Origin of the sequence: Acidaminococcus hominis, from assembly GCF_022484025.1 — a bacterium.
GTDB classification, from domain to species: Bacteria; Bacillota; Negativicutes; order Acidaminococcales; family Acidaminococcaceae; genus Acidaminococcus; species Acidaminococcus hominis.
Genome location: NZ_JAKVMG010000001.1, coordinates 810,240 through 832,822 on the forward strand (window position 1 = coordinate 810,240; position 22,583 = coordinate 832,822).

A 22,583-nucleotide genomic window follows, 5' to 3' on the forward strand; every position below is an offset into this window, starting at 1 on the left:
CCTGCTGCTGATTTAGCTATGCAGTTACGCTTTGACCACCTTATGGAACAAGTCCTTATGGTCTTCAATCTTGCTTTGGCCGCCCACTACGCACAGGTAGCCGTCGCTGAGCACATCCTTGACCACCGGTGCCAGGGCCCGGATATCGGCCACCTGGCAGTCAATCACCTGATCCCGGCCCTTTTGCACCACGTCCTGAGGCAAACCGGTCATATAGGCCGCAATGGCCTTTTCCAGATGCATCGCCGTGGTCAGCGGCGTATCCAAAAGGCTCACCGTCCCAATGACGTACTTGGTCATTTCCCGAGCGTCTGCGTCGAAGCTTTCCAGATACGCCGGCAGATCCCGGTAGGTCTTCAGGGTTTCTGCCAGGTTGGGATCCCGGTAGGAGGACAAGTACAGCACGCCGCTCCGGTCAAACCGGGCACCGGCGCCGTAGGCCCCGCCCTGGACCCGGACCTTGGTCCACAGGTAGCCGTAGCGCAGAATGGTTTCCAGTACCTTCATGGCTCCCGTGTAGTCGTAGCCATGATCCCGGTAGTTGCCGCCGGCCAGTACGTACTGCACCTTGCCGGAGGTCACCACCCCTTCGTTGGTTTCCCCAGCAGGGAGCTCAGGCATGGGCTTTCCGGCAAAGGCGGAATGGGGCAGGCTGGCCACAAAGGCTTCCAGGCGCTGCACCGCTTCCGTCTTCATGTCCTCGTCACAGGACAGGGAATCCAGCTGCTCGTCCTGATGGAAGAAGGCCGGTACCAGCTGCTGGAGTTTTTCCACCACAGCGTCCGCCCGTTCATCAAAGTGGGCCCACAGGTCCTGGATGAACTGGTAATAGGTCAGCTGGTCGTGCTCCAGGCTCCGGCCGCTCTTAGAGAAGTAGGAGGTCAGCCGCATGGCAGCAACCGTCATGCCCCGGGCAAAGAACGCATTGTCCCAGCCGGTCTTCACTTCGCTGACAATTTCCTTCAGCCGTTTCTTGTCCCCAATATGGCTGCGCAGGGCAATGCTGGAAAGAATCTTAAAGAGCATTTCCTCGTTCTTTTCCAGTACCTTGGCAGATACCTTGAACACGTTCCGGTAAGAGTTGGTATTGTTGTACTGGGCATAGGGCTTGAGCTCAAAGTTCAGGCCGCCCAAATAAATATCGGACAGGGTGGTCAGTTCTTCGTAGGTATAGTCATCGGTGTCCACCTTGCCCAGCACATCTGTCAGCAGGTAGCCGTAGCACAGCAGCTCTTCTGGGATACCGGTGCAGTCAAAGCACCAGTCAAAATAGGCAATCTTGTTGGTAAAGGCCGGCAGGAACAGGTGCTGGTGCTTCCCGTCCTGGGTCGTGGTATAGGCTTCCGCTTCGGCCTTCCGGACAATGTCCGTGCGCTTCAGGAGAGGAATGGTAGCCAGGGCTTCCGGAGAGTCCGGAGCTTCCTGACGGGCATGGAGTTCGTCCGCCAGTTGGGCGTAGCCTTCCAGGGTCTTTTCGTCCATGCTGGCCTTCAGCTGGGCCATTTTTTCCTTCTGGGCCGCAGCATCCTTTTCTTCCTTCCCCGGTTCCGGGGTAAGGGTCAGGAGCACTTTGTGGGTGTTGTCCAGGAGCACCGTTTCAATCAGGCCCTCATAATAGCGCTTGTCCATCTGGGAGCGCAGATAATCCAATTCTTCGGTGAATTGCAGGGACGCTGCCGGGTCTCCCCCGTACAGCCAGGATTCCATGCAGCCCAGGCCGTAGATTAAGCCTTTGGGATAAATGTTGTAGTCCGCTTCCCGCAGCTTGAATTCTTCGGAATTCAGTTCCGCCGTCAGAAGGTCCTTGGGAATCCCGGTCCGGGTCAGTTCCTGCAAGGTATGGTATACCACCTTCACGAACTCGTCTTCCTTTTCCGGGTCGGAGCCGCTGACCTGCACGGAGAATACCGGCTGCAGCTGGGAAGCGTTCAGGGAACCGGACACGTCCGTGCCAATGCCGGCCTTGAGCAGCGCCAGCCGCAGGGGAGCGTTGTTGCCCTCCAGCAGCACATGTTCCAAAATCCGCAGGGCCATCACCTGTTTCTGGTCCAGGGCCGTGCCCGTTACGATATTCAGCGACAGGTAGGTCTTATGTTCCGTGGGGTCCCCTGCCGCTACCGGGTAAGTAGCCTGGACTTCCTTGGTCTGGTCAAAGGGTGCCTGCAAGAGAATTTCCACCTTCAGGGTCCCGCTCTTGGGGAAATGGCTCAGATACTCTTTATCCAGGTAGGCCAGGTAGTCCTCAATATCCATATTGCCGTACAGGTAGATATAGGAGTTTTCCGGGCTGTAGTATTTCTTGTGGAAGGCAATGAACCCTTCCTGGGTCAGTTCCGGAATGGCTTCCGGCAGACCGCCGGATTCAAACCGGTAGGGGGAATCCGGGAACAGGGCCTTGCACACCTCGTGCTCCTCGATGGCGTCCGGGGAGGAGTATACCCCTTTCATTTCGTTGTACACCACGCCGTTGTAGATCAGGGGCTTGTCCTCCCCTTCGCCCAGCTCGTAATGCCAGCCTTCCTGCTTCAGGGTGAAGGGGTTTTCGCTGGTCAGGGGATAGAACACCGCATCCAGGTACACATCCACCAGGTTGCGGAAATCCTTGTCGTTCCGGCTGGCCACCGGGTACACCGTCTTATCGGAGTAGGTCATGGCGTTCAGGAACGTATTCAGGGAACCTTTCACCAGTTCCACAAAGGGTTCCTTCAGCCGGTACTTCCGGCTGCCGCAGAGCACAGAGTGCTCGGTAATGTGGGCTACCCCCGTGTCATCCTGGCTGGGGGTGCGGAAACCAATGGTAAATACCTTGTTGTCGTCCGCGCAGGCCACATAAAACACCCGGGCGCCGCTGACCTCATGGACCAGTTGGTACCCTGTAGCGTCAATGTCCGGCAGTGCCGTGATTTTTTCTACTGTAAACCCATGCAGATGGGAATGAAGCTGTAATTCCATATGTAGGGCCTCCTTTTCTCAATTTAAGAAAAAGGGAGTGCGGCACCTGCTACACTCCCCCTTTGCTCATATAGTGATTCCTTATTTAAAGTATTGCACGCCAGCCAGGAAAATCGGCTGAACCTTATTGCCATAGATGTTCTTCATCAGGCCGTCAGTGTAGCGTTCGGTATGACCCATCTTGCCCAAAATGCGGCCGTCAGGGCTGGTAATGCTTTCAATGGCGTACATAGAACCGTTGGGGTTGTACGGGCTTTCCATGGTGGGCTCGCCCTTTAGGTTCACGTACTGGGTGCCAATCTGGCCGTTCTTGGCCAGGGCCTTGATTTCTTCCTCGGTAGCCACAAACCGGCCTTCCCCGTGGGAAATGGCAATGGTGAAGGTATCCCCCGGTTCCGTCAGGGACAGCCAAGGAGATTTGTTGGAAACAACCTTGGTCTGGACCATCCGGGAAATGTGGCGGCCAATGGTGTTAAAGGTCAGGGTAGGAGAAGTTTCCGTCATGGGCACAATCTTGCCGTAGGGAACCAGGCCCAGTTTGATCAGGGCTTGGAAGCCGTTGCAGATACCCAGAATCAGGCCATCCCGTTCTTCCAGCAGCTGGTTTACAGCTTCCGTCAGAATGGGGTTCCGGAATACGGTGGCAATGAACTTGCCGGAGCCGTCCGGTTCGTCACTGGCGGAGAAACCGCCGGGCAGGGCCAGGATTTGGGCCTGGGCCATGCGTTTCGCCATTTCTTCCACGGATTCCTTGATGGCTTCCGGAGTCAGGTTACGCAGCACGAAAATGTCTGCCTCAGCCCCAGCTGCTTCAAAAGCGGCAGCCGTATCGTATTCGCAGTTCAGGCCCGGGAATACAGGGATGAATACCCGGGGTTTGGCCACATTGTAGGGAGCGGTCAAAGGCAGGTCGTTGGCATAGGGAGCCAGCCGGACAATTTCCTTGCCGGAATCCTTCACCACAGAGGGGAATACACTTTCCAAAGTGTGGGTGTAGGCTTTCTTGATGTCTTCCAGGGAGATATCCGTGCCGTTGACAGCCACCTTGCCGTCATCAGTCAGGGTACCCAGTACCAGGAAGTCATTGCCGGCAAATACCTTGTCAGCGTCAGCGCCGTCTTCCAGTTCTACCAGGAAGCCGCCGGGCTGCAAGGTGAACAGGCATTCTTCATGGACAAAGGGTTTCACGAATTCGAAGCCCAAACCGTTGCCCAGGCACATGGAGGAAATACCGGCTGCTACGCCGCCTTCCTTCACTACGCCGGCGGTGATGATGCGCTTGCCCAGGATGCCCTTATGCACGTTGGCAAGCAGGGTCCGCAGGGCAGCATAATCCACCACTTCGTGTTCGTCGCAGGGAACGGGGATGAACACCACCGTATGGCCGGCCTTCTTAAATTCGTTGGAAATAGTATCCCGGCCGTCCATAACCCCTACTGCAAAGCAGATCAGGGAAGGCGGAACTTCCAGGTCCATAAAGGTACCGGACATGCTGTCCTTGCCGCCGATAGCCGGCAGTTCCAGTTCGCAGCAGGCTTCGTAGGCACCCAAGAGGGCACTGAAGGGACGGCCCCAGGTATGTTCGGTATGCAGTTTGGGGAAGTATTCCTGCATGGAAAGCCGCAGCTTGGCAGGGTCAGCACCCAGGGCTGCAGCCCGGCAGACTGCTTCCACCACGGCGTACATGGCGCCATGGTACGGGCTCCAGCAGGCCACGTTGGGGTTATAGCCGGCAGCCATCACGGAGGTGGCAGTGGTCTTGCCCCCCAGCACCGGCAGACGGGCTGCCATGCCTTCGGTAGGAGTCAGCTGGTTCTTGCCGCCATAGGGCATCAGCACGGAGCCCCGGCCGATGGAGCCGTCAAACCGTTCGCCCAGGCCTTCCTGACTGCACACGTTCAGCCGGTCCAGGTTGGCCAGCCAGGCTTCCTTGATATCCTTGCCTTCTACCACAGCAGGCGGATTGTTAAAGGGAGAAGTTTCTTCCACCCCATCTACAATGACATTATGTTTTTGGGGAATGCCGTTGGTGTCCAGGAAAGCCCGGGACAGGTCAACAATCTTTTCCCCTCTCCAGTACATAACCAACCGGGGATCTTCAGCCACTTCAGCTACCACCGTGGCTTCCAGATTTTCCACGTCAGCAGCATGGAGGAATTTGTCCAGGTCCTTGGCAGCAATAACCACAGCCATTCTTTCCTGGGATTCGGAAATAGCCAGTTCGGTGCCGTCCAGGCCTTCATACTTCTTGGGCACCTTGTCCAGGTTGATGACCAGGCCAGGAGCCAGTTCGCCAATGGCTACGGATACACCGCCGGCGCCAAAGTCGTTGCAGCGCTTGATCAGGCGGGTTACTTCCGGATTGCGGAACAGCCGCTGGATTTTCCGTTCGTTAGGCGCATTGCCCTTTTGGACCTCTGCCCCGCATTCGCTCAGGGAAGCAGTGGTATGTTCCTTGGAGGAGCCAGTAGCGCCGCCCATGCCGTCACGGCCGGTACGGCCGCCCAGCAGGACAATCAGGTCGCCGGCAGCCGGTCTTTCCCGGACTACCGCATCCCGGGGAGCAGCACCAATTACGGCGCCCACTTCCATGCGCTTGGCCACGAATTTTTCATGGTAATATTCTTCTACAGAACCGGTGGCCAGACCAATCTGGTTGCCGTAGGAGCTGTAGCCGGCAGCTGCGCCCAGGGTAATCTTTCTTTGGGGCAGTTTGCCTTTCAGGGTCTTTTCATAAGGAGTGCGGGGGTCGCCGGAACCGGTGACACGCATGGCCTGATATACATAGCTGCGGCCGCTCAAAGGATCGCGGATGGCGCCGCCCAGACAGGTGGCAGCACCGCCGAAGGGTTCGATTTCGGTGGGATGGTTGTGGGTTTCGTTCTTGAACATCACCAGCCAGTCTTCCTTCTTGCCGTCCACTTCAATGGGGACCACAATACTGCAGGCGTTGATTTCTTCCGAAGCGTCCAGGTCGGCCAGTTTGCCTTCCTTCTTCAGCTTCTTGGCAGCCAGGCAGGCCATATCCATCAGCGTAATGGGCCGCTTGGTGTCTTCCCCGTACACAAAGGCACGGTCTTTTTTGTACAGTTCAAAGGCTTTGGCTACCGTTTCGGTGTACACCCCGTCGGTGATTTCCACATTCTCCAGCTTGGTTTCGAAGGTGGTATGACGGCAGTGGTCGGACCAATAGGTATCCAGCACCTTGATTTCCGTAATGGAGGGATCCCGGTTTTCCTTTTGGAAGTAGGTTTGGATGTAGGCCAGGTCTTCAAAGCTCATGGCCAGTTCCTGCTTCTTCAGAAAATCTGCCAGAGCTTCCTGGCTCATTTCCCTAAAGCCCGTGAGAATGGCTACAGAAGCCGGTTTTTCCCAGGTCATATCCAGGGTTTCCGGTTTTTCAATGGCAGCTTCCTGGGCTTCCACCGGGTTGATGCAGTAATGTTTGATTTTCTCCACATCGGCTTCGGTCAGGTCCCCTTCCAGCAGGAACACTTTGGCAGCGGCCACAATGGGACGGGTGCCTTGGGTAATCAGCTGGATGCACTGGGCAGCGAAATCTTCCCGCTGGTCGTATTGGCCGGGGAGCAGTTCCTGGGCAAAGCTGTGGACGCCTTCCGGAATTTCCAGGGTTTCGTCACAGACCGTGTCCACCGGAGCTTCGCTGAGCACCAGGGATTTGGCAGCCTGGTAGTCCGCATCGCTGAGACCTTCCAGGTCGTACCGGTTGATGACCCGGAGACCGGTCAGGTTCTTCAGGCCCAAGGTTTGCTGCAGGTCAGCCAAAAGGCCTTCTGCTTCAACAGCGTAGTCTTTTTTCTTTTCTACAAAAATTCTTCTGATTTGTTCGCTCATGACAGTCTCCAGTCTCCCTTAAAAGTACTCGTTTATGAAATTGTTCTGCTGTGGGAATAATTTGGCTAGTGTATCCTCAGCGGAAGCATCAGCAGCAAAAAGCATACCTGCCTGGAGCAGGGTTTGGACAGAATAGGTACCAAAGAACAGCTGGGTAAAGGTTCCCACGTCCATCAGCACGTTGGGCTCCTCCACCGTATTCAGCAGCTGCACCCCCTGGGGCGTAAGCTGCACCTTGACCAGCAAGGTATTGAGAGCAATCTGTTCGTCCTTCAGGCCCAGGATGAACTCCCGGCCTTCCAGTTCCTTGGGAACGCTTAGCTTTTTCAGGATGGCGGCAGCATCAATCACCCGCCCCATCATAAAGGGTGCCAGCTTGGGGGCCAGGCTCTGGTCCGGCAGCGTCAGATAGGTCAGGTCGTCACCGGGCGCCAGATACTCCAGCTCCTGGTACGTTCCGGCAAGACCCTTAAAATACTGCAGAAGCCGCAGCTTGGCCGGCGGGTCGATGGCCAGGGCCTCCAGTACCTTCACCGTGGTCCCTTCCCGGCTGTACAGGGCGTAGCCCCGGGGCGTGCCGTTTTCCCGGACCACCACCGTTTCCACGTTTTCCTGGGCCGCCGTAATAAGGAAGTTCTGCCAGTTCTGGGACGACCGCAGCACGTAGCCGTGGTAGCTTTCCATAGTCTTGGCATACACCGGTGCCAGGAGCGGTTCCGCCCCCAGGGTGTCCACCCGCTCCGCCGTAAAGCTGGGAAGCAAGGTCCGGGCAGGTTCAAGCCCTGCTAGCGGCAACTTGTATTCCTTGCGCAGATGGGTGTATTGGAACCCATAGGGCTGGTAGATGCCGGCGTAAATGGGCATCAGGATTACAAAGGGCACCTTCAGGGCCCGGAGCATGGTAAAGGCCGTGTCCATCAGCTGGCCCATCACATGATTGCCCCGAAAGGCCGGTTCTGTAGCCACCCCTACAATGTAGGGCACCTTCCAGGCCCGGTCCCGGACCAGCAGTTCGTAGGGATTCAGGTGGAGCATGGTAACCAGTTTGTCCTGGTCAAAGCCGCCCAAAATCCGGTTCTGCTTCAAACAGTACTGGGAAAAGTACCATTCATAGAAAGGTGTTCCCTTCTTTTCAAAGCAAAAATCCCAAAGAGACGCCGCCTGGGGCAGAGTCTCCTGATTCAGCAAGCGAAAGTCCATAATTGCCCCTCTTTTACAACGATTACAGCACTTTGGTAGAGTACTTTTTCACCATAAATTCCGGTTTATAGGATTCTTTGGCCTTGCGCAGGCCTTCCTTGCCCATATCCTCTTCCCGGTTGATGTAGGTCACGTCTTTCCATTCATGATCCACAAATTCCTTGTTGATGGCCGTAAACAGGCCCCGGATATCGGCGTCCGCCTTTTCCACATGGATGACAGCCGTATCCTGGCCGCCTTTTTCCCCAAAGGAGAAAGCTTTGACCTGCCCATCCAGACGGATCAGCCCGCCCCGAATGTTCAGTCTTTCCATGTTGTTCAGGCCTTCTTCAATGGCACAGGATTCACAGGCAATGGACGGGTCGGTTTTCTCCCGCTCCGCGCACCAGGCCTTGCCAAAAGCAATGCATTCGTCCTTGTTGGCTTCCGTAATGGTCTCATAGACATAATCCGGATGTTCCTTCACAAAGGCGTTGTAATGGTTCTTCTTTTGATGGTATTTCCGGCCGGACAGGGTAGCCAGTTTTTCCTGGAGATACACATAATCCCAGTTATCCCGGTCTTCCACAAAGCCCGTCAGTTCTGGCAGGTACTTTTGGAACCGTTCCAGGGTATGTTCGTAAACCCCGTGGATTTCAAAGGGGCCGCCGAAGTATTCCTTCAGAGCATCCAGTACCTTGGGCAGATCTTCACTGACCCCGCCAAAAGGCGGCAGCATGAATGTATTGCCGTTTACCGTTACCTTCAGCAGCAGGCAGCCATGGGAAATGGCCCAGTACGTATCGTAGCACCCCCGCCAGATGAAGATGGAACCGAAACAGCATTCGGAAGCATGGTAATCCTCTTCCGAAAAATAATCATCGAATATCGGTTTATCCTCTATATTTATATGCTTAAATTCTAAAATAGAAATCTCTCCCAACTTATATTTGTACAGATAAAGATATTATAGCAAAAATGCCGTAAAGGGGCAAAGGGCAAACCCAAGCATTTTAGATACGAATATTCCCTTATAAAAAGCCTAAAGCATTCATGGTTTCTACCCGGTAGCCAAACTCCTGGGTGTAGACCACTTTGCAGGACGCCGTGTTGTCCAGGGACAGCCGCCACATGGCATCAATGGGCATACTGAGAATCCGGCACAGGAGCAGACGAATCAGCGCCCCGTGGCAGACCACCAGACAGTTCTTGTCTTCCTCCAGGTCCCGGGTAATCTGTGTTAGTGCCGCCCAGCCCCGCTCCTGGGAAGCCTCCAGGGTTTCCGGTGCCTCCACATCGGCCTTGGTGGGCGTGATAAAGATGCATTCCAAAAGTTCCGGTTCCTCCCGGCGCAGCTGGCTGAAGGTAAGCCCTTCCCACCGGCCAAAGGAAATTTCCCGTAGTCCCGGCAGGATTACCGGCTCCATTCCCCTAGCCCTGGCCAAAGGGGCCGCCGTTTCCTGGGTGCGGATGAGATCCGAAACGTAGATGGTTTCCAACGGCACCCGGGAAGCCCGGAGCACCAGGCCTTCTGCCTGCTTGTGGCCGGCGGCGTCCAAAGGATTGTTGTTCCAGCCCTGGAGCACCCCCTGCCGGTTGGCTTCGGTTTCGCCATGACGCACCAAATAAATCGTTTTCATAGGAATTCCTCAAATGGTAAAAAAAACGAGCCCAAGTCGCAGGCTCGTTTTCTGATTTTTATGCTCTTTCAATGTATTCACCGCTGCGGGTATCAATTCTCAGCACATCGCCTTCATTGATGAACAGGGGAACCTTAACCACATAGCCGGTATCCATTTTGGCGTTCTTGCTGCCGCCAGTAGCGGTATCGCCTTTGATGCCCGGTTCGGTTTCTACTACGGTCAGTTCTACGGTGTTGGGCAGTTCAACGCCCAGGACGCGATCCTTGAAAGTAATAACCTTAACATCCATATTTTCTTTCAGGAAGTTCAAGGCATTGCCCAGCTGATCCTTGTTCAGTTCCAGCTGTTCGTAGGTTTCGTTGTCCATGAAAACGTAGTTCTCATCAGCTTGGTACAGGTATTGCATTTCTTTCCGTTCAACCACGGCGTTTTGCAGACGTTCAGCAGCGTTGAAGGTCCGCTCAACCACAGCGCCGGTGCACAGGTTGCGCATTTTAGCCCGTACGAAAGCAGCGCCTTTACCCGGTTTTACATGCTGGAATTCAACGACCTGCCATGCATCGCCGTCAATTTCAACAGTTACGCCAGTTTTAAAATCGTTAGTAGAAATCATAAGTACAACCTCCAAAAATTTTCGTTTATAGTATTTTAAAGTTCTAACAGATCTTTGCGAACGGAAGTGAGAGGTTCACAGCCGTTCTCGGTTACCAGTACGGTATCCTCAATGCGTACGCCGCCTTTATCCGGCAGGTAGATGCCCGGCTCATCGGTAACGATGGCATTCACCGGCAGCGGTTCCAAATTGGACTTGTTCAGTACCGGTTTCTCGTGGATATCCAGGCCTACACCATGGCCCAGGCCGTGGCCAAAATACTGCCCATAGCCCTTTTCCGTAATGTAGTCCCGCACCGTCTGGTCAACGCTGGCACCGGTAAGACCGGGCCGCAGCACCTTTTCACCCAGGAGCTGGGCTTCCAGGACGATGTTATAGATTTCCTTTTGCCAGGGAGCTGCCTTGCCCATGACCACCGTGCGGGTGATATCGGAGCAGTAGCCCTCATAGATGCAGCCAAAGTCGAAGGTGACAAAATCTCCTGTTTCCACCAGCTTGCTGGACGCTACCCCATGGGGCAGTGCGCTCCGTTTGCCTGAAGCCACAATGGTGTCAAAAGAAGTTTTTGCAGCCCCCAGTTTCCGCATGTTGTATTCCAGCTCTGCAGCCAGGTCACATTCGGCCCGACCCACTTTGATATGGGGCAAAAGCTGCATAAAGGCTTCATCGGAAATGGCAATGGCCTTACGGATGATTTTCAGTTCTTCCGGAGTTTTTACGGCACGCAGGCCTACCAGGTTCACGCTTTTCCAGGTGACCTCCGGCAGTGCCTTGGCCAGCTCCTGCTGCTGGGTGTAGGAGAAGTAATCCCCGTCCAGGGCCAGGCAGCCCTTCTGTACCAGCTTGGCCGCTTCCGGCCAGAAGCCATGCTTGTGCTCCATAATTTCACATTCCGGAGCCTGCTGGCTGGCTTGCAGCGTATAGCGGGAATCCGTAATCAGTACCTGACGCTTACCGTCCACATAGAGAAGGCTTTCACCGCCGGTAAAGCCGGTAAAGTACCGGATGGAGGAATCTCCCTTGATAAAAATGTCCGTTACCTGCTGCTGTTCCAGAAAGGAACGTAATTTTTCCAGTGCGCTCATTCTATCGTCTCCCTGTCAAAAGATAGTTGTAGTTGTTATAGACAAGTCTGACCAATCTATTTTACTCTTAAAAGCCCGGTAAAATCAAGTATTTCTCCGAGAGTTCTTAGTTTTTTTCCTTGAGCCGCCGAACCAGGGACCAGGGTTCCATCCGGGAATCCCCTTTGGCAGTGTAAATCATCTGGGCGTGGGGAGCTGCCGTAATGGGTTCTCCCTGGTCGTTTTGCATTTCCGTTACCGTCCAGGCAAAGATTTCCCCGTCCGGATTCAGGATTTCCAAACGCTCTCCTTCCTTCACATGGTTCCGCTGTTCAATAGTCACCCGGCCCGTTTCCGGGTCATAGCCCTGAATGAGGCCCACAAAATCTGCAGTCTGTTCATAGGAAGACGTGCTGTATACCTGGTCCTCCGGTCCCGGCTGCCCCAGGGCAAAGCCCGTGGTGTAGGGCCGGTGGGACATTTTCTCCAGTTCCTGCCGCCAGGCTTCCTGCACCTGATAATGCTCCGGGTCTGCGTAGCAGGCGTCAATGGCCTTCCGGTAGACGCTGACCACCGAGGCCACGTAGTGGATGCTCTTCATCCGGCCTTCAATCTTCAGGCTCCGGACCCCGGCCGCCATAAGCTCCGGCAGGTGGTCAATGAGGCACAGGTCCTTGGAATTCATAATGTAGGTACCCCGCTCATCTTCCGCAATGTCAAAAGCCTGTCCCGGCCGGTTCTTTTCCACCAGGCTGAATTCCCAGCGGCACACCTGGGCACAGGCCCCCCGGTTGCTGTCCCGGCCGGTAAAGTAGTTGCTCAACAGGCAGCGGCCGGAATGGGAAATGCACATGGCGCCGTGCACAAACACTTCCAGGTCCGCCTTGACGTTCTGGTGGATTTGGGCAATTTCCGGAATGGACAATTCCCGGGCCAGAACCACCCGATCCGCCCCCAGGTCTTCCCAGGCCTTGGCGGCGGCAGAGTTGGTGACGTTGGCCTGGGTGCTGACGTGGAGCTCCACCTTGCTTTGGTCCACGGTTTTCCGGGCAATGGCCCAGACCCCCAGGTCGGAAATCAGAAGGCCGTCCACCTGGGCGTCCTCCAGGTCCTTCAGGTACTGGGGCAGCCCCGGCAGGTCCTCATCGTGGGGCACGATGTTCACGGTGACGTACACCTTCCGCCCCAGCTTGTGGGCGAAGGCCGTCATTTCCCGGATTTCCTCCAAAGAAAAATTGGCCGCGAATGCTCGCAGGCCAAAGGCTTTACCGCCCAGATAGATGGCATCTGCCCCGTAGAGCAATGCTATTTTTCCTTTTTCCAGGCTCCCGGCAGGAGCCAATAATTCTGGTTTACTCACTGTGCTGCTTCTCCATTAATCTTCTTGATCATTTCCAAATGTTCCTCATAAGTCCGAGTGAAATGATGGTGACCCTGCTTATCCGCCACAAAGTACAGATAATCGGTCTTCACCGGATGGAGCACCGCCTCAATGGCTTCCAGGCTGGGATTGGCAATGGGTCCCGGCGGCAGTCCCTTATGAAGATAGGTGTTATAAGGGGATTCGATTTTCAGGTCCTCAAAGGTGATTTCCTTCTTTTGGGACCCCAGAATATATTGGATGGTGGTGTCGGACTGGATGGGCATCCCCATCTGGAGGCGCTTCAGGAATACCCCGGCAATCAGGGGCATCTCTTCCTTGAAGGTGGCTTCCTCCTCCACCATGGCCGCCAGGTTCACAATGCTCCGCAGCGGCATCTTGCTGTTTTTGATGTCTTCCCGTACTTCCGGCGTCAGCTCCTTGTTGAATTCCCGGACCATCATGGTGAGGATATCCTTTTCGCTGGCGTTTTCCGGCAGGTAGTAGGTGGACGGACATACAAAGCCCTCCGCCTTGTAGACTACATCGGGGTTGTTGGTCTCCATATATTCATAGGGGGTGTAATTCTTGGCAGCGGCCTTAAAGGCGTCTGCACTGCCCAGATGCTCTTCCTGGAGTTTGGCGGCAATCTGGTTGATGGTGGTTGCTTCCGGAACGGTGAATTTGTTGTAGCGGACTTTCCCTTTGGACAGGATCTCAATGATTTCCTTATCCGACATCCCAGCCACCACTTCGTAGTTGCCGGCCTGCAAGTGACTGTCCAGTCCACGGAACTTGGCCGCCAGGCGGAAAGATTCCGGGGTATTGATCAGCCGCAGCTTATGGAGCATGGTGGCGATTTCCGAAGTGGTCATTCCCTGGGTTACGGTAAACTGCACCTTCTGCCCCGTAGCCAAGGCGGCGTTATTGTTGAAATAGTTGAAATACCAATACACGCCAAAAAGGGAAGCCAATAGAAGCGCCGCCACAATCGGCACAAATTTCTTAAACATCCGGATCAGTTCCTTTTTATTCTTTTTCCAGGTCGTCCATCATCTGGTTATAGGCTTCCGCCACCAGGTCGAACTCTTCATCGGTGGGATCCAGGTAGGTCGGATCGCCGTTTTCGTCAAATTCAATGCGGGCGATGATGCAGTTGTCTTCCGCTTCTTCCTCGTCCTCGCTGTTTTCGTCTTCAGGAATCTGGGTCAGAATGGCAAAGTTCTTGTTGTTTACCGGAATCACCATTTCCTCAAGGTAATAGGTTTCGTTGCCTTCCTCATCGGTAATGACAACAATGGGTTCCTGGTCTTCCGTGTCGATTAAATCCCGCTTGTCTTCCATGTTACAGCCTCCTTTGGCTATCCAGATAATTTTGCAGTATCACTACCGCGGCCATCATATCAATGATTTTCTTGCGTTTTTTTCTCTGGAGATCAGCCTGAATCAATACTTTTTCAGCTGCCACTGTAGAAAGGCGCTCATCCCATAAGGTTACGGGAAGGCTGGGAAACCGTTCTTTCAGTATCTCGGCAAAAGCTTCGCTGGCTTTGGCCCGCTCTCCTACTGTACCGTTCATATTTTTGGGGTAGCCCAGTACAAACGCCCCCACGTCTTCCGCCTGTACCAGCTCGGCCAGACGTTCTAAATCTTTTTCCAGGCTCCGTCGGTGGATGGTTTCAATCCCCCGGGCAATGAAGCCCGTTTCATCACTGACTGCTACGCCAATGGTTTTTGTTCCCAGGTCCAGCCCCATGATCCTCATTTGCCGGTTTGTTCCTGCAAATAGGCCTGGAGCAGGGCTTCAATCAATTCATACCGTTCAAACCGGCGAATCTTCAGCCGGGCATCCTTGTAGCTGGTCACATAGGCAGGATCCCCGCTGAGCAGGTAGCCGGCCAGCTGGTCAATGGGATTGTAGCCCTTTTCCTTTAAGGCAGCCGCCACCTCCAGAATGGTTTCCGCCACGGACTTGGACTCCGGAACCGGTTTAAACATAGTAGTTTCTTGCGTTGTTTGAGACATTGTTAATCCCTCCTCAGGTTTTGCGTGCAGCATGCAGGTAGCAAAACGGGAGTGTCACCAAAAAGCAACACTCCGTCTTACCCGCAGGCAGCGGCAGCTGGTACAAATTCTCCCCGGCCGCCCGCTGCTTCCTGCACCTGCGGGGGCAAAACTCCCCGTTCTTAATAGAAATATTGACTGATACAAAGTGGAATGGATTCCTGGAACAATACCAGCATGACTTCGATAGGCACCTTCATGCCTTCCATAACCCACCGCATGGTAATTTCCTCGCCGCCGACAACCACCATTTCCACGGCGAATTGGATATGGGGATTATCCAGATCTGCCCCGGCCTTGCGCAGCATCATGTTGTAAGCATCCCGCACAAAGCGCCGATTGGTGACCCGGATGGCTTCCACATCCTTGCTTTTATACAAATTCTGGAGAAACTTCAAATGCAGATCATACACCAAAAATTTCCGGTACAAAGCTTCGGACCAGCAGCTGGCACCCAGGATTTCCTTCCCGTGCAGGGACAGGATGTGAAGATATTCCCAGTGGGCCAATTCAACGTTGGAGTGGAAATACTTTTCGAACTCCGCTTCGCTTACACCAGCTTTTTGGAGGATTTCCTCCCGGGTAATCTTGTCCAATTCCTTTTCTTCCAAAAGATCATGAATGGCATTACCCAATTTGACTTTTGAATCCATATCCAGCACCTTCTTAGTGAATCAGTTCTTCAACCAGTCCCCAGGCCTTGTCCAGTGCTTCCTGTACTTTGGAAGCATCCTTGCCGCCGGCTTGGGCCATATCCGGACGGCCGCCGCCGTTGCCGCCCATAACCTGGGCAACCCCTTTGGCGATTTTGCCAGCATGGACGCCCTTCTTCACGGCATCCTTGGTAGCCATAACCAGCACGTTGACCTTGTCGGCCGCTACCGGAGCAGCCAGGACCACAACGCCGCCAACCTTATCCCGGAGGGTATCCCCCATTTGACGCAGGCTGTCCACGTCCTGGGTCTTAACTTCCTGTACCAGCACCGGCACACCCTTTACGTCCTTGGCAGAAGCCGTTACGTTTTCAGCAGCCGCAGCCACCATCTTCCGTTCCAGCTCTTCGCCCTTGTGCTTCTCTGCCTTCAGTTCATCCTGAAGGGCTTCAATCCGGCTGACCAGGGTATTGGGTCTAGCCTTCACAACAGCAGAAGCATCACCGATTAATTCTTCCATTTCCCGGGTGTAGGCCAAAGCGCCCCGGCCGGTAACAGCTTCGATTCTCCGTACCCCAGCACCCACGCTGGATTCGGACAGAATCTTGAACAGGCCGATATGGGCCGTATTGGAAACGTGTACGCCGCCGCACAGTTCCATGCTGTAGCCCGGTACATTGACTACCCGGACAATGTCGCCATACTTTTCGCCAAACAGGGCCATAGCACCCATTTCCTTGGCTTTCTTCAATTCCTGTTCCGTGATTTCCACATCCACGGCATCCAGAATCTTCTCGTTGACAATATCTTCCACCTGCAGCAGTTCTTCTTCCGTTACAGGAGAGAAGTGGGAGAAGTCAAAACGCAGACGGTCCGGGCCCACATAGCTGCCAGCCTGGTTTACATGGCTGCCCAGCACCTGTTTCAGGGCTGCGTGGAGCAAATGGGTGGCCGTATGGTTCCGGGCAATGTCCGCCCGTCTCTTCAGGTTCACTTCAAAACGGACAGCGTCCCCCAGCTTCAGGGTGCCGTCGGCCACGGTACCAATTTGCACCGTAGTGCCATCCGGCAGTTTCTTGGTGTCGGTTACATCAAAAATGCCTGCATCGGATACCAGCCGGCCGGTATCTCCCAGCTGGCCGCCCCCTTCTGCGTGGAAAGCCGTGTTGTCCAGGATCAGGGCCAGTTCATCGCCCTGTTCACCCTTTTCAATAGGATTGGTATCGTAAGCCGGGAAAATGGCTTTGATAACCCCGTCCTTGCTGTCTTCCTGTACCGTCAGTTTGCCCAGGTCCAGGCCCCGGGTGTTGTACAGCACCGGACGGCCGGCTTTGTCGTTCCGGGCAGAACGGGCTCTTTCCTTCTGTTCCGCCATGGCGGCGTCAAAGCCTTCCTCGTCCATGGTGTAGCCCTGTTCTTCCAGGATTTCTGCCGTCAGTTCCCAGGGGAACCCAAAGGTATCGTACAGCTTAAAGGCATCTGTCCCCTTCAGTACGGTGGAATGCTGGGCTTTCATTTCTGCAATCTTTTCGTTCAGCAGATTGGTGCCCTGTTCCAGGGTTTGCATAAAGGAGCTTTCTTCCATGTCGATGACTTTTTCAATATAGGACTTCTTTTCCCGCAGTTCCGTATAGTGGTCACCGTACATATCGATAACCAGGTCGGCTGCCCCTACCAAGAACTTCTTGGTGATGCCCAGTAGACGGCCGTGACGAATGGCCCGGCGCAGTACCCGGCGCAGCACGTAGCCCCGGCCCTCGTTGGAGGGCAGGATGCCATCGCTGACCATAAAGGTAACGCTTCTGGCATGGTCGGCAATGACCTTCAGGGAAACATCATCCTTGGGATCTGCATTGTAGGTCTTGCCGGACACCTTGCAGGCGTATTCAATAATCGGGAAAATCAGGTCCGTCTCAAAGTTGGACGGTTTGCCCTGCAATACGGAAGCCAGCCGTTCCAGACCAGCACCGGTATCAATATTCTTATGCTGCAGCGGCGTGTAGCTGCCGTCCTCGTTCTTGTTGAACTGGGTAAATACCAGGTTCCACAGTTCCAGGAAACGGCCGCAGTCGCAGTCAGGACCACAATCCGGTCTGCCGCAGCCCCGGTCCGCACCCAGGTCGATATGAATTTCGGAGTCAGGACCGCAGGGGCCGCCAGTGCCGATTTCCCAGAAGTTTTCTTCCAGGCGGACAATCCGTTCATCGGGCACACCCACTACATTATGCCAAATATCATACGCTTCATCATCCTTGGGATAAATGGTAACCCACAGCTTATCAGCCGGCAGTTCCAATTCCTTGGTCAGAAATTCCCAAGCCCAGGGAATCACTTCCTTCTTGAAATAGTCCCCAAAGGAGAAGTTGCCCAGCATTTCAAAATACGTATGGTGCCGAGCCGTATGACCCACGTTTTCAATATCCCCGGTACGCACGCACTTTTGGCAGGTGGTAATCCGCGGAGAAGGCGGTTTCTGCTTGCCCGTAAAGAAAGGCTTAAACGGAGCCATGCCGGCACCAATCAGCAGCAGGGACGGGTCATCGTGAGGAATCAAAGAGGCGCTGGGCAGAACCAGATGCCCCCGGGCCGCAAAAAAGTCCAGATATTTTTGTCGAATTTCGTTACCAGATAAATATTTCATGAAATTTATTCTCTCCCAATCGTCAATACTTTTCAGCTTGCCCGCAATAGACAATGCTGGAGAATGTCAGCTAAGCATTCGTAAATTATATTAAATTTGCAGAATACTGTCAACGAACAGAACCATTGAAGCTCTCCCTTTTATGCGGCTGCAGCCAGGAGTACACAGTTTAGCAAAGGACTCTTGGCTAATGCGAGCCCTGTGTTAGCAGCCTGTGAATCAAGCTCTTTACGTGCAGCTAAACAGCCAGCTGCGAACCACTACAGAATACGGCAAACCGCTCGGGGATACTCGGCACCAGGCCTATAGTTTATTGCCCCTCACAACAAACGGATTACTTCTTATATTCCTCCGCCAGCTTCTTAAACAGCGGCAGGGACTTTTTGATGGTATCGTAGTTAATGCAGTAGCTGGCCCGGAAATACCCAGGGCAGCCAAAGTCCGTGCCCGGTACCAGCAGCAGATCATACTTCTTGGCCCGTTCACAGAAAGCATAGTCGTCTTTTTCCAGACATTTGGGGAACAGATAGAAGGCACCCTGTGGCTTTAACACCGTAAAGCCAGCCTCTTTCAGGCCCTTGTACAGCAGTTCGCCGTTTCTTCTGTAGGGTTCCACATTGGACGGTTTCCCAGCGCAGCGGGCCACCACCAGCTGCCACAGAGAAGGCGCATTCACGTGGGTCATCACCCGGCCAGCCCCGGCAATAGCGCCGTACACCCGGCCAAAATCCGCCACCTTATTGGGCACTACCACATACCCAATCCGTTCGCCCGGCAGGGAGAAGGATTTGCTGTAGGAGTAGCACACCAACGTGTTGTCGTAGTAGTTGGGAATATACGGAACCACCACGTCATCATAAACGATTTCCCGGTACGGTTCATCGGCAATGATGAAAATCGGATGGCCATATTCCTTTTCCTTGGCCGCGAGAATTTGGGCCAGTTTCTTGATGGTCGCTTCCGAATACACCACCCCGCTGGGGTTATTGGGGGAATTGACAATGACCCCTTTGGTGTGAGGCGTTACCGCCTTTTCAAAAGCGTCGAAGTCAATTTGGAAATCCTCGGTTTGTGCCGGGACTACCACCAGCTTGGCACCGGTGGACTCTACAAAGCAGCGATATTCAGGGAAGAAAGGAGCCAGCGCAATGAACTCGTCCCCGTCTTCTGCCAGTGCCTTGAAACAGATGGAAATAGCAGCCGCAGCGCCGCCTACCATAAACAGGTTAGCCCCGGTAAAATCCGTGCCAAACCGTCTGTTGATATCCTTGGCCAGCGTTTCCCGCACTTCCGGGTTGCCGGCAGCCACCGTGTAGCTGTGAATGGCCTGAGGCGGCAGTTCCGTCATAATATCCAGCACCGCCTGCTTGATGTATTCAGGAGCCGGTACATTGGGATTGCCCAAGCTGAAGTCGCAGATATTTTCTTCCCCCACTTCCGCAGCCCGTTTCCGGCCATATTCAAAAATCGTGCGAATCGTGGATTTTTTGGTACCCAATTCATACATTTTCTCAGAAACCATGATAATCCCCCCTTAAAAGTAAAGCCTGCCCAAAGCAGATTACTTTACCTAGACAAAAATTTCACGTTACATTCTATTATAGCACGTCTCCCCCACCCTGACTTAACAAATTTGTGTCATCCTATTGTACCCGCTAGATATAGTGATGCATTTTTTGCATGGATAAACAAAACCACCAGCCCGCACGACCCTTTAAAGGCTCCAACCTTTAGGGGGGAGCTGTCACCGTAGGTGACTGAGCGGGGATACCCTGCACCATCGCCAGGAAGTTCGCTGACCGCACCAATATCAAAGTTACCCAGAGGGCCACCCGTTTTTTTGCGGCCCCCGGCCGCATGCCTTCCACCACCATCAGCAGTCCAAGTGGGGGAAGGTCGGCAATTATTTTCTTAATTGCCTTCATCAAGCGTTGCGTTCGCGTCCAAACAGCGTCACAGCTATTCTAGAAGCTGTTTGGTACACGCGAGCCATGTGATAGCAGTCCAAGAAGCAAGCCCCCATGGTGAAGGAGGATGGAGCACGGCGAACCACTCAGAAAGCATTCCATTCATCTACTGGTCAAATGACAAAGAGGGTTATTGCACTTCTCTACGTACTATGACTTCTTTTCCTATACTCGTTTCGCACATGACCAGTATGGGCCTAAGACCGGCCCCTTCAAACGTGAAGGGGCTGTCAGCCCGCAGGGATGACTGAGGAAGTTTATAATTCGGCCCCGCACTACACTCCGCCGACCGCACGACCAAAAATCCGGTACCGAGTTTTCTCCAGCTAAAAGTAATTACGTTGGAAACTTTGACCTGGTTGGACTACCTGACGGTCCGCACTAGCCCCAAATGGGGACGGACTTTCCCCTTGGGAAAATGTCGCCCGCAGTGGCGACAAAAGGGTATAACCGAAGTTCATCCTCGGTTTTGCGGCCTCCCGGCCGCCTGCCTTCCCGCACCAACAGCAATCCAAGTGCGGGAAGGTGCCTGACGTTAGGAAGGCGGATGGGACTGACCTCCACTAACAGTCTGCCGACCGCACCAACCCTTAAAGGCTCCTCGCCTCTATGCGGCCGCATCCAAACAGCCCGACAACTTCTGCAAGGGGATGTTTGGTCAATAAGGCCCATGCGATAGCGGCCTGCAAAGCAAGTCCGTCAGGACGCAGCTGCGCAGCGAGCCGCGAACCGCTGGGAGAGCTGTCACCGTAGGATGACTGAGGGAGTTGTATCCATTTCTCAAGGTCTTGGCCGTAGAGAAATGGAATATACGACCCCTGTGATAGCGGCCCGCGAAGTAAGCCTGAAAGGCGCAACTAAGCGGTTTGCCGCGAACCACTGAGTGGATACCCGGCACCACATCACTTCAGGTCCGCTGACCGCACCAACAGCACAACATACAAACTCCTGCCCAGATTCCGTCCAGGCAGGAGTTTGTGTGTTGTGCTTTAATTTTGTATTTCCTTCCCCCTACAGCAGTCCAATCATAGGAGCCACGGACACAATAGCCACGCCGGCCACCAGCATCACAAGGGAAATCTTCAAAATAAAGCCCAACCAGATGTTATAGGGAATCTTGTACAGTTCCAGGGTCCCCATGTTAGTAGCACTGGGATAGAACGAAGACGTGAAGTTCAGCCCAATGGTAAAGCAGGCAATCAGCAGCACCTGGCCGCCAATGGACCCAATGGGCGCCGACTGGAACAGCGCATAGGCCACAGCCCCCAGAATGGGCATGGTAATCCCTGCCACGCCGCTGGTGGACTGCATAAAGAACCCGATGCCCACATAAGCCGCAGTAGCCGCAATGGCAAACGCCCAGGACGGTACTCCGGCCAGAGCGTTCTGAATCCAGTACACGAAGGTCACGGACATGCCAGCCGTCTTGGTACCCATGATGACGGAAATCCCGTTGGCCACCGTCAGTACCAGCACCACGCCCAGCAGGTCGCTGGCGCCGGCCACAAATTCCTTCACAAACCGTTCTTCCGGAATCTTGTTGATGAAGCCCAACAGCAGCGCCCCAAACAGGAACACAAAGGAAAATTCCTCAAAGTACCAATCCCCAAAATGGGTATAATGGCCCAGCCCCAACAGATTGCCCAGCACCGGCACCTTGGCCAGAGAAGTAAAGGGCAGGTTGATGAGCGTCTTCATGTTGCTGCCGTCAGCAAATTTGATGGAATCCCAGGGAATATACCCGCAGACCAAAGCCAGGATAATGACCAGCAAAAGCCCAATGGACCAGGCCTTCTGGCTGGTAAATTCTTCCTCCTTGTGGTCCTCCTCCACCAGCGTATGCACCGGCACCCCGTACACAATGGACTTGGTGGGGTCCGCCTTGACCCGGGCCGCATAGCGCAGCACATACACCGTGCCAATAATATCCAGCACCGCAAAAATCACCAGCCGCAGCACAATGCCACTGCCCAGGGACAGGCTTTCGTTGCCGATGGCCCCTACCGCAGCCCCCAGGGAGAAGGGGTTCACCACGCTGGCCATGTTCCCGGCGGTAGCCCCTACAAACAGCACCGCAATACCGGTAATCACGTCATACCCTGCCAGCACAAACAGAGGCACCACCGCCATGGAGTAGGCAGGAATCTCTTCCCACAGCCCGTACACTGCCCCAAACAGAGCGGAAACAAACATCAGCACCACAATCAGAGCCTTGCCCGTAAACCGCTTCAGCAGCCAGCCAATCCCGGCGTTCATAGCCCCCACATAGTTCAGAATATGCAGGAAGGCGCCGGCCATCAAAATGGCAAAGCCCACCGGAGCCGCCTTCACAAAGCCCCGGGCCGGAGCCATGATCACATCCCACAGGCCCATGGGCTGGAGCCCCTGCCCTGTTACCACCTTGCCCTTGACCATAATGGCGTTAAAAATGATTTCCTTGGTGCCGTCATGGCTGACCACCACGGACTGGGGCACGAACCAGGTCAAAATGGCCGTGATAATCAGGAAAATAAAAACAATGGAATAAGAACTGAGCATTTTTCTTGCTTTCTTCGGTTCAGCCATACAACCGCCTTCTTTCTGTGCATTTTG

General features: G+C 54.3%; 17 protein-coding genes. All 17 read right to left on the reverse strand.

Annotated elements, in window-relative coordinates; translation table 11 throughout:
• Nucleotides 1-24 precede the first annotated feature (24 nt).
• On the reverse strand, nt 25-2,952 hold the full coding sequence (locus tag LKE88_RS03410) for an insulinase family protein (RefSeq protein ID WP_276802763.1): 2,928 nt from the start codon (nt 2,950-2,952) through the stop codon (nt 25-27).
• 81 nt (nt 2,953-3,033) lie between these two features.
• Nucleotides 3,034-6,807: a phosphoribosylformylglycinamidine synthase gene (locus LKE88_RS03415; RefSeq protein WP_105325396.1), complete on the reverse strand. Its 3,774-nt coding sequence runs from the start codon at nt 6,805-6,807 to the stop codon at nt 3,034-3,036.
• An 18-nt stretch (nt 6,808-6,825) separates the two neighbouring features.
• Nucleotides 6,826-8,007, reverse strand: a complete 1,182-nt coding sequence (locus LKE88_RS03420; protein ID WP_105325395.1) for a GNAT family N-acetyltransferase — start codon at nt 8,005-8,007, stop codon at nt 6,826-6,828.
• A gap of 22 nt (nt 8,008-8,029) precedes the next feature.
• Nucleotides 8,030-8,929 (reverse strand): DUF2156 domain-containing protein, encoded by a 900-nt coding sequence (locus LKE88_RS03425; RefSeq protein ID WP_231086309.1) that lies wholly within the window; start codon nt 8,927-8,929, stop codon nt 8,030-8,032.
• Between the two features lie 88 nt (nt 8,930-9,017).
• On the reverse strand, nt 9,018-9,626 hold the full coding sequence (locus LKE88_RS03430) for a histidine phosphatase family protein (RefSeq protein WP_105325394.1): 609 nt from the start codon (nt 9,624-9,626) through the stop codon (nt 9,018-9,020).
• Between the two features lie 58 nt (nt 9,627-9,684).
• Nucleotides 9,685-10,242, reverse strand: a complete 558-nt coding sequence (efp, locus tag LKE88_RS03435; protein ID WP_105325393.1) for an elongation factor P — start codon at nt 10,240-10,242, stop codon at nt 9,685-9,687.
• 35 nt (nt 10,243-10,277) lie between these two features.
• Complete coding sequence (locus LKE88_RS03440; RefSeq protein ID WP_270441007.1) at nt 10,278-11,327, reverse strand: aminopeptidase P family protein; 1,050 nt, start codon at nt 11,325-11,327, stop codon at nt 10,278-10,280.
• A 106-nt stretch (nt 11,328-11,433) separates the two neighbouring features.
• Nucleotides 11,434-12,666, reverse strand: a complete 1,233-nt coding sequence (locus LKE88_RS03445) for a peptidase U32 family protein (protein WP_105325391.1) — start codon at nt 12,664-12,666, stop codon at nt 11,434-11,436.
• On the reverse strand, nt 12,663-13,679 hold the full coding sequence (mltG, locus tag LKE88_RS03450) for an endolytic transglycosylase MltG (protein WP_105325390.1): 1,017 nt from the start codon (nt 13,677-13,679) through the stop codon (nt 12,663-12,665). Before mltG ends, LKE88_RS03445 begins: the two co-directional genes overlap by 4 nt.
• A gap of 16 nt (nt 13,680-13,695) precedes the next feature.
• On the reverse strand, nt 13,696-14,010 hold the full coding sequence (locus tag LKE88_RS03455; RefSeq protein WP_118286986.1) for a DUF1292 domain-containing protein: 315 nt from the start codon (nt 14,008-14,010) through the stop codon (nt 13,696-13,698).
• A gap of 1 nt (nt 14,011) precedes the next feature.
• Nucleotides 14,012-14,431 carry a Holliday junction resolvase RuvX gene (gene ruvX / locus LKE88_RS03460; protein ID WP_105325388.1) on the reverse strand — a complete coding sequence of 140 codons (420 nt, stop codon included), beginning with the start codon at nt 14,429-14,431 and terminating at the stop codon, nt 14,012-14,014.
• A complete protein-coding gene (locus LKE88_RS03465; RefSeq protein ID WP_105325387.1) occupies nt 14,428-14,691 on the reverse strand; it encodes an IreB family regulatory phosphoprotein in 264 nt (87 codons plus the stop codon). The genes ruvX and LKE88_RS03465 overlap by 4 nt, the downstream gene beginning before the upstream one ends.
• Nucleotides 14,692-14,852: 161 nt before the next feature.
• Nucleotides 14,853-15,383 (reverse strand): TetR-like C-terminal domain-containing protein, encoded by a 531-nt coding sequence (locus LKE88_RS03470; protein ID WP_105325386.1) that lies wholly within the window; start codon nt 15,381-15,383, stop codon nt 14,853-14,855.
• Between the two features lie 13 nt (nt 15,384-15,396).
• Nucleotides 15,397-18,024, reverse strand: a complete 2,628-nt coding sequence (gene alaS / locus LKE88_RS03475; RefSeq protein WP_276802768.1) for an alanine--tRNA ligase — start codon at nt 18,022-18,024, stop codon at nt 15,397-15,399.
• Between the two features lie 334 nt (nt 18,025-18,358).
• On the reverse strand, nt 18,359-19,546 hold the full coding sequence (locus tag LKE88_RS03480; protein WP_105325384.1) for a pyridoxal phosphate-dependent aminotransferase: 1,188 nt from the start codon (nt 19,544-19,546) through the stop codon (nt 18,359-18,361).
• A 208-nt stretch (nt 19,547-19,754) separates the two neighbouring features.
• Complete coding sequence (locus tag LKE88_RS03485; protein ID WP_276802769.1) at nt 19,755-19,952, reverse strand: hypothetical protein; 198 nt, start codon at nt 19,950-19,952, stop codon at nt 19,755-19,757.
• A gap of 1,050 nt (nt 19,953-21,002) precedes the next feature.
• A complete protein-coding gene (locus tag LKE88_RS03490; RefSeq protein WP_105325383.1) occupies nt 21,003-22,556 on the reverse strand; it encodes a YfcC family protein in 1,554 nt (517 codons plus the stop codon).
• Nucleotides 22,557-22,583: the final 27 nt, after the last annotated feature.

Excerpts from the sequence above, each read along its gene's own strand:
- LKE88_RS03410 (WP_276802763.1), bottom strand. The coding sequence starts at position 2,952 with ATGGAATTACAGCTTCATTCCCATCTGCATGGGTTTACAGTAGAAAAA.
- LKE88_RS03415 (WP_105325396.1), bottom strand. The coding sequence starts at position 6,807 with ATGAGCGAACAAATCAGAAGAATTTTTGTAGAAAAGAAAAAAGACTAC.
- LKE88_RS03420 (WP_105325395.1), bottom strand. The coding sequence starts at position 8,007 with ATGGACTTTCGCTTGCTGAATCAGGAGACTCTGCCCCAGGCGGCGTCT.
- LKE88_RS03430 (WP_105325394.1), bottom strand. The coding sequence starts at position 9,626 with ATGAAAACGATTTATTTGGTGCGTCATGGCGAAACCGAAGCCAACCGG.
- efp (WP_105325393.1), bottom strand. The coding sequence starts at position 10,242 with ATGATTTCTACTAACGATTTTAAAACTGGCGTAACTGTTGAAATTGAC.
- LKE88_RS03440 (WP_270441007.1), bottom strand. The coding sequence starts at position 11,327 with ATGAGCGCACTGGAAAAATTACGTTCCTTTCTGGAACAGCAGCAGGTA.
- mltG (WP_105325390.1), bottom strand. The coding sequence starts at position 13,679 with ATGTTTAAGAAATTTGTGCCGATTGTGGCGGCGCTTCTATTGGCTTCC.
- LKE88_RS03455 (WP_118286986.1), bottom strand. The coding sequence starts at position 14,010 with ATGGAAGACAAGCGGGATTTAATCGACACGGAAGACCAGGAACCCATT.
- ruvX (WP_105325388.1), bottom strand. The coding sequence starts at position 14,431 with ATGAGGATCATGGGGCTGGACCTGGGAACAAAAACCATTGGCGTAGCA.
- LKE88_RS03465 (WP_105325387.1), bottom strand. The coding sequence starts at position 14,691 with ATGTCTCAAACAACGCAAGAAACTACTATGTTTAAACCGGTTCCGGAG.
- LKE88_RS03470 (WP_105325386.1), bottom strand. The coding sequence starts at position 15,383 with ATGGATTCAAAAGTCAAATTGGGTAATGCCATTCATGATCTTTTGGAA.
- alaS (WP_276802768.1), bottom strand. The coding sequence starts at position 18,024 with ATGAAATATTTATCTGGTAACGAAATTCGACAAAAATATCTGGACTTT.
- LKE88_RS03480 (WP_105325384.1), bottom strand. The coding sequence starts at position 19,546 with ATGGTTTCTGAGAAAATGTATGAATTGGGTACCAAAAAATCCACGATT.
- LKE88_RS03490 (WP_105325383.1), bottom strand. The coding sequence starts at position 22,556 with ATGGCTGAACCGAAGAAAGCAAGAAAAATGCTCAGTTCTTATTCCATT.